The sequence below is a fragment of the Streptomyces reniochalinae genome (assembly GCF_003323735.1).
Taxonomy (GTDB): domain Bacteria; phylum Actinomycetota; class Actinomycetes; order Streptomycetales; family Streptomycetaceae; genus Streptomyces; species Streptomyces reniochalinae.
Window position 1 is genome coordinate 110,137 of sequence record NZ_QOIM01000047.1, and the last position, 12,021, is coordinate 122,157.

Consider the following 12,021-nt stretch of genomic DNA (forward strand, 5'->3'; position numbering starts at 1 on the left):
CCCCCGTTCGCCCCGCACGTAACGGTGCTGCCGCCCCGAGCCCAACTTCCCCGGCCGCGGTGAACCCAGTGTGCACACGGCGTCCCCCTACAGTCCCTCGTGCCAACCACCCTAGTTGGAGGCCGTGGCGGTGGCAGCCGCGGTGCCGTGGCGGCGGCAGCCGCGGTGGTGGGCCCCGAGCTGCTCGGCAGCGCGTGCCGGCCCCGTTCACCACATCGGTGATCCGGTGTCATCCACGCTCGGCAGTTCCACGTTCGCGGCATACACCCACCACTGACGGCCCGCACGAGCCCATCTCATGCAAAAGCCCAGGTCACATCGTGTGTGACCTGGGCTTCAGACGAGCCGCCTCAGGGAATCGAACCCTTGACCTACGCATTACGAGGGCCTGCAAGATCGTGACGCGTGGTGCTGGACGAAACCGCAGAATCCCGTTTCCCCAGGTCAAAGACGTCCGACCGTGATCACTATGACGCTGTGTCCACCCTAGTGCCGCCCAGTCCGCTCACGCATCCACCTCGCCATCTGCGATAACCCGGCAGGATGACCCTATGCCATACAACCGGAGGTCAGGGACCGCCGTAGCGACGATCAGCACCTTACCCTCGCGCTCTGTCCCTAGACTGTGTCAGGGCAACGCAGGGCACGGCACTGGGGGCAGACTTGGACGAGACAGAGCGCAGGGCTGCAACGGCACCCATCCGTATCCACCAGATCCGCACAGCGCTTCTGCAGCAGTACCAGGGACTCATCTACGACGACGACCTCAAGGGGTACGACCAGGAGGGCTACGAACAGCGCTTCCTCTCCCGCGCGTTGACAGCGGCCGCCGTACGCGAAGTAACGGGCTGCAACCACAAGATTGCTGGCGCCTCTGTCATCGACGGTGAAGACGACCAAGGCATCGACGGTGTGGCCGTCACCGAAGGCACACAAGAGGTTTGGCTCGTCCAGGCCAAGTGGAGCGACGAAGGCAAAGGCAAACTGGACACCAATGCGGCGCACAAGCTCATCGCTGGTCTCCGCCTCATCGAACAGCGAAGTTTCGACCGCTTCAATGACCGCCTGGAGCCAATCGCTGCTCGTGTCAACGCCGCGATGCACGATGCACGACTCAAGGTGACTCTGGTGATCGCCGTCATGGGCGTGGGAACGCTCAACAGGGAAACCATCAGCGTTCTCGAAGACGCCCGGAATGAGTTCAATGGCCTTGGCCCGGCCCTCGGGTACCGCGTGGTCCACGCTGCGGACATCCTCCGGCAGATCCGCGAGGACCTCGCTCCCGAGCCTGTACGCGTAACCGTTCGAATGACGAACTGGCTCCGGCGGAACACTCCACTCACCGCTTACCAGGGCACCGTTCCGGCAAGCAATATCGCCGAGTGGTATCAGGAGCACGAAAGCCGACTGTACGAGCAGAACCTGCGCCAGTCCCTCGGTACGACCCGAGTCAACTCAGGCATGCTGAGCACTCTTGTGGATCAACCTGAGAACTTCTGGCTCTTCAACAACGGCGTGACCGTGTTGTGCAATGAGCTGGAGGAGGATTGGCCGGGGCGCCGCCGCCCGGACGAACCAGTACACCTGCGCCTCTCAGGAGTCAGCGTCGTGAACGGCGCACAGACCGTCGCGGCCGCGCACCGCGCCACGCAGGGATCCTCCGAGGCCGTCGAGGACGCCGAGGTCACCGTCAAAGTGATCGTCGTGGATAAGAGCATGCCGGATCTCGCGCAGCGCATCACCGAGACAACCAATACGCAGAACCACGTAGAGCAGCGCGACTTCATCGCCTTGGACGAGGTCCAGGCGCTGACCCGAGAAGACTTCATGCTGTCCCTCCAAAAGTCCTACGTGTTCAAGCGCGGTGAGCCCGACCCAGCACCGGATGAAGGTTGCTCTGTGGTGCACGCCGCCATTGCCCTGGCTTGTGCGCACCGCAGCACCGAACTCGCCGTGCGCGCAAAGCGGGACACAGACTTTCTCTGGGAACGTGGCAGCGGAGGCGCCTACCCTCGTCTCTTCGGGGAACGCCCGGGAGCCTTTCAGATCTGGCGCTCGGTGCTCGTACACCGTGCCGTGGGGACCGCCCTCAACGAAGAACGTAAGCGTTTTCAAAAGCGCGCCGCTGACGTGAGTCAGCGAGGTGACCTACTCGTCGCCCATCTGGTCTTTCAGCTTCTCGATCAAGACCGCATCGACGATCCCGAGTACGACTGGGACGTGGCGCTGCAGGAGGTTCCTGCACTCACGAATCGCGTCCTGTCTTGGCTGATCCACCACATCGACACGGAGTATGGCCAGAGTTCCTTCCTCAGCGGAACACTCACTGACGCTGGGCGTTGCAAGAGGCTCGCGGAACTGGTGCTGCGAGACGCCCAACGCGAAGGTGTCATCCCGGACTTGCCAGCTGCTTACAAAGCCGGCAAGGGGGGCAAGCGTAAGCCGCGCCGCCCCAACGCTGTGCCAACCCTCGTGGACCACGGAAGAATCGCCGACGGAACGCCTGTCCTTCTGCGGCTGTGGAATAAGCCGGAGATCGACGCGCTCACCCCTTGGCTCGCCGAAGACCCTCGACGCGGTGAGGCGACTTGGGTAAACGACCGGACACGGTGCCTCGTGTGGGCGGGTGACGGTAATTCTTACTCGCCGACGCGCTTGGTTCTGAACCTCTACGAGCTCGCTGGCTGGGAGGAGGCCCCTGTCACGGTCCAGGGCCCTGCTCGATGGACGCTAGACGGCGCCGCTACCCTCTCCGATTTGGCACGAGCGTTGCTTGACGAGCAGGCCGAACAGGAATGAGGGCGGGCTGCTGTGCCCTTGGGAGAGGCAACAATGCGGTTCGCAGGCCAGCCGACACTCCTCACTCCCATCACGACGCGGCGCAGGGCAGGGCTCAGAGGCCGTCGTCAGCTACTCCGCGCATGCAGGCTATCCCCTGAAGCCCCGTTCACACAGACATACCCCGTCATCCGGGGCAGCCGCGGTGGGGTCTGGCGCCAGGCTACCCACCAAACTCGCGCCGGCGACCTCACCCTCAAAGGGGAGATCATGCACCACTCACTCAAACGATGAGCATCCACACGTATGCTCCTGCTCGACGGTGACACAACCTGGAGGACGACCAGTGGCGAGCGAAGAGCTCCTGCAGCGCAACTATCTCGATTCCGGAACGCTGCGGGGGGACACGTTCGGTTCCTACGAGCACCTGAGCTTGGGGGCCACCTCCTTGGGGGCCCTGGTGAAAGCTGGAGTCGACGTCACTCTTCCCTCATCCCACAGCTATCAGGCCACCGCCTATAAGCCTCCAGTGAAGCCCGCGTCGCTGAAGCCTGATGCTGTCTACCTGCAGCGACGGGACAATCAGCTTCACCCGGTCGCGGTAGGTGAACACAAGAAGGCTGGCGAGTTCCATGGCAAGACGGGGCCGAAAAAGGCAATCGCCGCGCAGGAGCAAGCCCTGTTGTCGGCCCTCGCTCTTGGCGCCCCTGTCGCCTTTGCTACCGACGGCACCTCTACCTTCTACGTGGATGTCGCAAAGAGCAAGCTGTCCGGGAAGCTGGAACAGCACTCCGATACACGCTCGTTCTCTCCAGCCGTTCTCGCCAACCTCATCCACGGGGATACAGGCGTAGCGAAGGATCCAACCGAGCTTGCCGAGCGCGTGTGGCAGCTCATCTGGCACGCCACCAAGGCCGAGCCTAAGGACTGCCTCCTCACCTTCGTAGAGATCTTCGTCCTCAAATTCCTGAGCGACAACTTGAAGGCGTCGATCCTTCCGAAAAACCTCAACTTCTACCACCTCATCGGCGACCCGGCAGATTTCAAAGAGCAGACCGGGATGACCGAGATTGAGTACTACGTAAGCCACATTCGGCCGAAGATTAAATCCATCTTCCCCGATAACACCATAAGCGACGACCAGCAGGTTGCCGAACTTTTCGACCTGAAGACTGTCGTATCCAAGACCTCCGTTATTAACGGATTCGTCTTCCTCCAAAGCGGCCAGCAGACCCACGCCAGCTACAATACAACCTTTCGGTCGATGATTGAGGCATTCAACGAATTCGGGCCGCTCACCAAGATTGATCCCGAATTCAAGCTGCGACTGTACGAGACTTTCCTGCGCCGCTCCGCCCGCCAGCAGCGGCTCGGCCAGTTCTTCACGCCTCGCAATGTCGTACACCCAATGGTTCGAATGGCTCAACTATCTAAGCTCCACGAAGGCTCGGTAGTCCTAGACCCAGCCGCAGGTGTTGGCGGATTCGTCCTCGAGCCACTTATGTGGAAAGAAGCCCTCCAGGGAAACCTTTCCATTAAATCGGGTAAGCCTAGTAGGAAGATCCGCACTGTCGGCCTTGACGTCGACTCCGACCTTCACATTCTCGCCAAGGCGAACATGCTTCTCCACATCGCTGAGCTTGTGAGGGATCCAGCTACTACGACCGCCTCACTGAACAAGGCCATGGCGGAGACATTCCTCCTCATGGACGACAATAGGACTTTGGGGTCACTCGCCCATCCTCCCATCGAAAAAGTCGATGCAATTCTAACTAATCCTCCATACGTCACCCGCGGCAGCGCCATCTATAAGGAAACCCTAAAAGAGGCGTCAGGCACCCGAAACGGGAAGACTCTCAAGCAGTACTACGACGGCGCCGGCCTGGGGGTGGAGGCGCTGTTCCTCAGGTATATTTCCGGCGCGCTCAAGCCTGGAGGCCGGGCGTTCGTGGTCGTGCCGCAGGGACTGCTCAATCGGACAGAGCCGGGACCCAAGCAGCAGCTACTCGACGAGTGCAACATTCTTGCCTCGATCCAGCTTCCGCGAGGCACCTTCTTCAATACCGCCCAGAAGACATACATCCTGGTGCTCGAACGCCGCCATACCATCGTTGACCCGCGACCCGAAGTGCTCTGCGGACTGGCGCGCTCCATCGGAGAAACACTCGACTGGCGTCGACGCCCCACGCCCGAAGATAACGACCTCCTTGAAATCGCAGACGCATTCGTTCAGCGCGATAATGGAGATTCTTCCGCGGCGGACGCATCCGCTGTAGTGAAGGTCGTCGACGCTTCCAAATTCTCGTCTGATAATCGATGGGACATCGTTCGTTTCTGGTCGGACGAAGAACTGGTCTCTCTTGGCGAGAGCGCTGCACCTGTCGACAGGCTGACTTTCATCGACGACACGCGCGCTTCTCTGGAAGAACTCCAGAACGACTTGACCGAGGCGCGCAAAGAGATCGAGAAGTTGACAGCTGGCGCCACTAAGTCCCTGTCCCTGGCAGATGAAGGTATCTTCACAGTTCGATCGGGCACCCGCATCACGACTAAGCAGATCCAAGACAATCCCGGTGAGATCTTCGTTTATTCCTGCTTTAAAGAGGCAGGAATTATCAAGGGCAAGGTTTCCGAAGAATGGCTCGCCAAGCAGAAGAAGCGTGCTCGCGGCACGCCTAAGGATGCCCCTCCTACGGAACCCGCCTTCCCCTTGGAAGAGGCTCCATCGGTTACTGTGAACGCGAATGGAGCATCAGTCGGAAAGGTGTTCGTTCGCCCTGCCGGATGCCTCCTCACTGACGACGTGATCGTGGTACAGCCACACGCCAAGGCGAATATCGATCTCGATTACCTCTCGGTTGCACTGCAGAGCGCCGTCACGGCGGGTGGATTCCTCTACGAGGCCAAGCTATTCGCCACGCGCGTAAAGGAACTCAGCGTCGTTGCCCCTGTCGATGAATCGGGAAACTTGGACGTCGAACAGCAGAAGCGGATAGCTTCGGCGGTTAAGCGGTTCGAAGATATCGTGTCTCGCCTGGGTGAACTGGGCCGCTGGAGTTCAGAAGCGCGGGTCGTCTGAGTTACAGCAGTTTGACGAGAATGCCTGGGCGCTTGGAATTTTCCATAAAGCGCCCGGCCATCTCTCACCCATACTGTTTCACTAAGCGTTGTCCCGTAAATGATCTACGACGTGTCCGCTGACCTGCTTGTCCTGCCGTTACCCGGCGAGGGTGAGGTTGTGCAGGCGGGCGATGCCGAGCATGGCGTGGTGGACGCCGTCGCCTTTCAGGCGGCAGTCGCGTAGGATCTTCGAGGTATTCATGCGGGCGAAGGCGTGCTCGACGCGGGCGCGGACTTTGCGGTGGGAGGCACTGTGATCCTCTTTCCAGCCGGGGAGGTCGGCCTGGCCTCTCTCGCGTCGGTGCGGGATGACCAGGCCAGTGCCCCGGTAGCCGCCGTCGGCGATGACGGTGGTCCTGCCGACGGCGTCCTTGGCGCCGGACAGCTCCCCCCGCCTTGCAGTCGTTGCGGTTGCCGGGTACCGGTCGACCGACGGCGACGACGAGCCGGGTGTCTGCGTCGATCACGACCTGGTGGTTGGTGGAGTACCGGTAGTTCTTCGACTGCTCGGCCACCTGGTGGTCACGGGTGGGGACCAGGGTCCCGTCCACGATCAGCACGGTGTCCTTACGGAACCGCTTGCGCTGCTGCAGGGGGAGCGAGGGTGCGAGGTGGTCGATGATGCGGTCGGCCGCGGACTTGGACACCCCGCACAGCGGCGTCAGTTGGCGCAGGGTGAGGTTGGTCCGCCAGTACGCGGCGACCAACAGCACGCGGTCTTCCAGCGGCAGGCTCCACGGCCGGCCCTTGCGCACCGGGTCGCACCCTCGCGCCGCAGCGCGGTGACGAGCTTGCCGAACTGCCGCGGACTCAGCCCGGTGAACGGGGCTACCCAGAAGGGCTCCGACGCCCTGATCACATCAGCCACACCAAGATCATCTCACCTGTGACCAGCAGTTACGGGACAACGCTTAGCTCGACAACTTCGCACTCGTTTTCGGCGCATTCGACTTCGGTCTCGACGCCGACGGCGGCCGACCCTGGTGGTAGGAACACAAAACAAACGGGCAGTGCCTCTAGGCATCAGCCACACCGCATGTGCCCATCGCCAAGACCACGACAGCCCGCCCGGCTACGCGCACTGCGCTCGTCCTTCCTCCTGCTCGGACTGAACGCCAAGGAGCTGGTGCAGTTCCTCCGTCACCACGCGGTATGCGTTCCCCAGGCGCAGCACCTTGACCGGGTACTCACCTCGCTTAGCCAACTGATAGCCCGTGCTCCGGCCGATCGTGAGTGCCCGGTTCGCCGTGTCCAGGTCGACCGCCACAGGGAGGGACAGCAGCTCTTCCCGCGTCATCCCGCGAGCGTCAGTTGTTGCCACGATGTTCTCCGATCGCCCAAGCGTGCAGCTACGGGAGAACGTGTATCACGGATGTTGCGGCGACCCGTTTTTTCTGCCTAGCTTGCAGCGATGACAACACGCGATTGGTCTCCGGCCTTCACTGCACGGGTCGCTGAGCAGATGCGCACCGCTCGTAGGGCTGCCGGCCTCACCGCAGCGGGTGCTTCTGACGCGTGCGCTCGGCTCGGCCTGCCGGTGCCCAAGACGACGATCACGAACCTGGAGACCGGCCGCCGAACCTCGATCGACCTCGCCGAGTTCCTCGTCCTGGCCGAGGTCTACGGCGTGCCACCGATCACCCTGCTGTTCCCACTGGGCGGCGAGGCCACGGTCGCTGTGCTTCCAGGGCAGGAGGTACCCACCTGGGACGCGGTGGCCTGGTTCACCGGCGAGGCAGAGCAGGATTCGCCTCCCACGGAAGGCTCTGCCCGCGAAGTGCTGGATACCTTCCGGGCCCACCGCGACGCCGCCGTGACCGCCCTCACCTCAAGCCGCCTCGCCAAGGAACGCCGCCGGAAGGCGAACACCACGCTCGACCCACAGCGGCGGGAGTCGCTCCACTCTGCCGCCGCCTCGTACGAACAAGTCGCCTTCGACGACTGCAGAGAGCTGCGGGACTTCAGAGACAGGATGCGCGAACGCGGTCTCGCACTCCCGGCGCTTCCTGTGGATCTGCAGTTTGTCGATGAGTCGACCGAGGACAACGAGGACACTTAGAGGCCCTAACAAAAGGGTTGGTCGTGTCGGTGGGTGATGAGGCAGGTGGCGAGGCCGAGGATGGCTTCGTGGATGTCGTCGCGTCGTTCCCAGCGGATGCGTAGGCGCCGGAAGCCGTGGAGCCAGGCGATGGTGCGCTCGACGACCCACCGGTGCACTCCGAGCCCTGAACCATGAGCGACGCCGCGGCGAGCGATCACCGGTTTGATGCCCAGGGCCGCACGAGCCAGCGGTATTTGTCGTGGTCGTAGCCACGGTCGCCGAGCACGACGCGGGCCGTTGCCGTGGCCGCCCGACCAGGCCCGCGACGGAGGGGGCCTTGGCGAGTATCGGCAGCAGCTGCGTGACGTCGTTGCGGTTTCCGCCGGTCAGCGACACCGCGAGCGGGATGCCCTGACCGTCGACGAGGACGTGGTGCTTGCTTGCCCGGACGTGCGCGGTCGACCGGGCTGGGACCGCTTTGGGGCCCCGGCGGGCCGTCCGCACGTGGGAGGAGTCGATCACCGCCCGCGACCAGTCCAGCTGTTTCGCCGACCGCAGCTTCTTCAGCAGCACCAGGTGCAGCTTCCCCCACACGCCGGCCTCGTTCCAGGCGGCCAGGCGCCGCCAGCAGGTCATGCCCGACCCGAAGCCCAGCTCCTGGGGCAGGTACTCCCACTGGATGCCGGTGTGCAGCACGAACAGGATCCCGCACAAAGCCTGCCGGTCCGGCACCCGCGGTCGGCCCGCCACCAGCTTCGGCCCCGGCACGGGCAGCAACGGCTCGATCAGCGACCACAGTTCGTCCGACACGATCCACGGCTGCGATTGACGTTTCCCCACGACCCGACCAACGAGCAGACAGACCGCTGGTTACTTGATCAACAACTTCTGTTAGGGCCTCTTAGTGAAGAAGGGTTCCACCAGCAGGGTCAGCTCGTGCCGCAATCCCGATACCGGCACCTTGTACGGAGCTTCCTGCCCGAAGCTGACAAGCAACCGGCGACACGGGAACTGGAGCGTATTCCAGGAACTGGTTCCCCGGAAGGACGGGACACGCCGCAGGTTCCGTCGCCAAGGATTCACCTCGTCCACCGAGGCGACGGAAGAGCTGAACAACGTACGCGCCCTGATGTCCATACCGGAAGAGGACGATCAGCCCGGTCAGATCGCGATCAGTGACCTCTTGGAAGAGTGCCGCCGGACCAGGACTCCGCTCCCGGACTACAACGAGACCCGGCGGCGCCGTTTCCAGGTCGGGGAACAGCTCAACTCGAAGCTCACGGTCGGCGAGTGGCTGGATGAGTGGATCGAGGGCCGCAAACAGCTCAGGCCCGGCGGCGAGAAGCGCTACGAGGTGGACATACGGATCCACCTCAAGCCCCATCTCGGGGACGTCCGGCTGGACAAACTCCGCGTCAGCCACATCAACAAGATGTTCGACGCGATCAACGAGGCGAACATCGAAATCGAGGAGCAGAACGCCCAGCGGCGGGCCGCGCTGGAAGCGCTGAAGACCATCCCCTGGAAGGGCGCGGAGAACCGGGCTCGGCGGACGTGGCTGAAGGCTTTCATCGACCAGCTGCCGCCCTTCCGGCGCATCACCGGGCTCAATACCCAGCCCCACATCAAGGCCACGCTCCGCGCCGCGCTGAACGTCGCCATCGCCCAGCAGCGCATGCCCAACTTCAACCCGGTCGAGCACGTCGAGCTGCTGCCCGGCACGAAGCCCAAGGCCCTGATCTGGACCGAGGAACGGATCGCACACTGGCTGGAGACCGGTGAGAAACCCTCTCCGGTCATGGTCTGGACCCCGGAACACACCGGGCAGTTCTTCGACCACGTCGAGGGCACCCGCCTGAAGACCATGTGGCGACTGATCGGCTTCCGAGGCATGCGGCGAGGGGAAGCCGTCGCTCCCCGCCTGGTCGACCACGACTACGAGAACGCGTCCCTGACCGTCGCGACCCAGCTCGTCCAAGACGGCTGGGAGGTCCTGGAAGGCCCACCGAAGACCAACAGCGGCATCCGGGTCATCGCCCTCGACGAGGAGACCAACGAGGGACTCTACGCCCGGCGCCACCAACGGGAGGAAGAACGCCGCGAGTGGGGTTCCGCATGGCAGGAGACCGGCCGGTTCTTCACGGAGGAAGACGGCTCCATCCTTCACCCGGGCAAGGTCTCCGACCTCTTCGACCGCCTCGTGGCGGAAATCGGCCTCCCGCCCGTCCGCCTCCACGACCTGCGGCACGGGGCGGCCACCCTCATGCTCGCCGCTGGCGTCGACATCAAGGTCGTCTCCGAGACACTCGGCCACAGCGATACCCGCATCACCCGGGACATCTACCAGGCCGTCCTGGACGACCTCGCTCGCGCCGCCGCCGAAGCCGTCGTCCAGCTCGTACCACGAGCCCGCAGGGTAGCTCCGGCTCAGGCCATCAACCAGGACACGCAGAGCGCCTGACGCTCACGAACCACGACGGGGCCGGTCAGCCAACGCTGACCGGCCCCGTCGGCGTGTGGGAACCGTCGCGCCTACTCACGACCGGCGGTGGCTGGCTGACGCTCCTCGGGTTCCTGCTGAGCGGTGACAGGTGGCTCGCTGCCGACTCGGGTGAAGTCGAGCAGCTCCCTTGCCTGCAGCAGCGGCTCCGAGCGACCTCCCAGCTTCAGGGGGAGGAGCAAGGTGACGATGGTCAGCGGAGCCACCGCCCCCTCGGGGACGCCCACGGCTGACAGGAGGCAGGCAAGGGCGGAGGCGAGAATGACGCCGAGAGCAGCGAGACCGGCCACCCGCTTTCGCGGCTCGCTCTGAGCCACCTGCGGCGACGCCAGGAAGCTTTCCGGGAGCAGGTTCTGCGGGGTGCCGGCGCACAGACCGTGCAGAACAGTGACCAGTTTCCCGGCGAGTGCGTCCACGGCGTCCGCGTCACCGCGCTGCACCCGCCGCGCATCCCAACGCAGCGCTTCCCGGACCCTCTTCGCGTGTTCGACGGTCGCGGCCCGCTCCTGCCGCACGTGGTACTTCTTCGCCCGATGTACCAGGACAGCCGCCACCCCGTCGACCGCACCGGCCAGCCGCGACGGACTCGCCTCCAGGCGCCGGACCCGGTGCGCGATGATCAGCGCGTTGCACACCATCCTGGTGACCGGCAGCCCCAGGCGGGGTCCATAGACGCGTGCGGCGCCGCCGACACCGGTCAGAGCGAAGAGCAGCACTGCGGCAACGGTCGTGACCAGAGCGGTCAGCCCAGGGATCTTCCCGTCCGCGGCATACGCGTCCAGGGCGGTGAGGTTGAAGAGGATGAGTGCGGGACAGCCGATGACGAGGGCTGCTGCCGTAGCGAGCACCTGTGCCTTCAGCAGCCGCTCTCGCAGCGCCGCGCGAAGAGCGAAGGGCAGCCGGAACTCCGCCATGGCCTCGTCCAGTCGGGACCGCATCCGCAACCGGCCGCCGAGCGCGCGCGGGGCCCCATGACGACGTCGCCGACGCGGCACCACCCATACGTAAGCCATGTAAACCCACCGCACCAATGTCGGTGCGATCAGCAGGGCGTAGACGGCACCCCCCATCATCCAGGTGAGGTCGGTCGCAAGCTGGTCTTGCAGTTGTTCCGCCTGACTCATTCGTCACCCCAGTCCGTACAGGCCGGTGCAACCGGCTTCGGATCAACAGAGCGGGAACGGACGGTCTCTTGTCCGGGTTCCACAAGAGCCGTCACCCCGGAGAGCAACCAACCACGGCACACCGTGTCCAACCCCCGGCACACGCGCTGCACGTTCGTCCAACCCTTGTCCAATCAGGGCTCACGCACACGTAAGACGATCACGCAGCCAGAACTCCATCCGGCCCCGGAACATGCAAAAGCCCAGGTCACATCGTGTGTGACCTGGGCTTCAGACGAGCCGCCTCAGGGAATCGAACCCTTGACCTACGCATTACGAGCACGTCAGTGCTCATGCTGCCCTACCTTCTTGAGCGCGTCCCGGGAGTTCGCGACTCTGGGACAGCGCGGGTGGGGCAGGGATGGTTTTCATGCTGGCTGCCCTCGATGGCTCAGGTGGCTGATCCCCCTGCCCCACCA

6 protein-coding genes and 2 pseudogenes are annotated in these 12,021 nt (G+C 63.8%); 4 read left to right on the forward strand and 4 right to left on the reverse strand.

Annotation, left to right across the window (positions count from 1 at the left end; translation table 11 throughout):
• Positions 1 to 663: 663 nt before the first annotated feature.
• The gene (locus DQ392_RS31285; protein WP_114019071.1) at positions 664 to 2,799 is read left to right on the forward strand and encodes an AIPR family protein; all 2,136 of its coding nucleotides are present in this window, start codon (positions 664 to 666) and stop codon (positions 2,797 to 2,799) included.
• A 325-nt stretch (positions 2,800 to 3,124) separates the two neighbouring features.
• A complete protein-coding gene (locus tag DQ392_RS31290; RefSeq protein ID WP_114019072.1) occupies positions 3,125 to 5,857 on the forward strand; it encodes an HsdM family class I SAM-dependent methyltransferase in 2,733 nt (910 codons plus the stop codon).
• Between the two features lie 138 nt (positions 5,858 to 5,995).
• On the opposite strand, the pseudogene DQ392_RS31295 reads toward DQ392_RS31290, so the two are convergent.
• Positions 5,996 to 6,766, reverse strand: a pseudogene (locus DQ392_RS31295) (transposase).
• A 204-nt stretch (positions 6,767 to 6,970) separates the two neighbouring features.
• Entirely contained in the window at positions 6,971 to 7,195 is a 225-nt protein-coding gene (locus DQ392_RS31300; protein WP_114019073.1) for an integrase, read from the reverse strand.
• 114 nt (positions 7,196 to 7,309) lie between these two features.
• On the opposite strand from DQ392_RS31300, the gene DQ392_RS31305 reads away from it, so the two are divergent.
• Entirely contained in the window at positions 7,310 to 7,957 is a 648-nt protein-coding gene (locus DQ392_RS31305; RefSeq protein WP_114019074.1) for a helix-turn-helix domain-containing protein, read from the forward strand.
• Between the two features lie 5 nt (positions 7,958 to 7,962).
• Here DQ392_RS31305 and DQ392_RS31310 read toward each other — a convergent pair.
• Positions 7,963 to 8,752 (reverse strand): annotated as a pseudogene (locus DQ392_RS31310) (IS5 family transposase).
• Between the two features lie 316 nt (positions 8,753 to 9,068).
• Between DQ392_RS31310 and DQ392_RS31315 the strand changes: the two are divergent.
• Positions 9,069 to 10,400 (forward strand): site-specific integrase, encoded by a 1,332-nt coding sequence (locus tag DQ392_RS31315; protein ID WP_245982192.1) that lies wholly within the window; start codon positions 9,069 to 9,071, stop codon positions 10,398 to 10,400.
• 71 nt (positions 10,401 to 10,471) lie between these two features.
• On the opposite strand, the gene DQ392_RS31320 is transcribed toward DQ392_RS31315, so the two are convergent.
• Positions 10,472 to 11,563, reverse strand: a complete 1,092-nt coding sequence (locus DQ392_RS31320) for a hypothetical protein (protein ID WP_147266602.1) — start codon at positions 11,561 to 11,563, stop codon at positions 10,472 to 10,474.
• Positions 11,564 to 12,021: the final 458 nt, after the last annotated feature.

Excerpts from the sequence above, each read along its gene's own strand:
- DQ392_RS31315 (WP_245982192.1), top strand. The coding sequence starts at position 9,069 with ATGTCCATACCGGAAGAGGACGATCAGCCCGGTCAGATCGCGATCAGT.
- DQ392_RS31320 (WP_147266602.1), bottom strand. The coding sequence starts at position 11,563 with ATGAGTCAGGCGGAACAACTGCAAGACCAGCTTGCGACCGACCTCACC.
- DQ392_RS31300 (WP_114019073.1), bottom strand. The coding sequence starts at position 7,195 with ATGACGCGGGAAGAGCTGCTGTCCCTCCCTGTGGCGGTCGACCTGGAC.
- DQ392_RS31305 (WP_114019074.1), top strand. The coding sequence starts at position 7,310 with ATGACAACACGCGATTGGTCTCCGGCCTTCACTGCACGGGTCGCTGAG.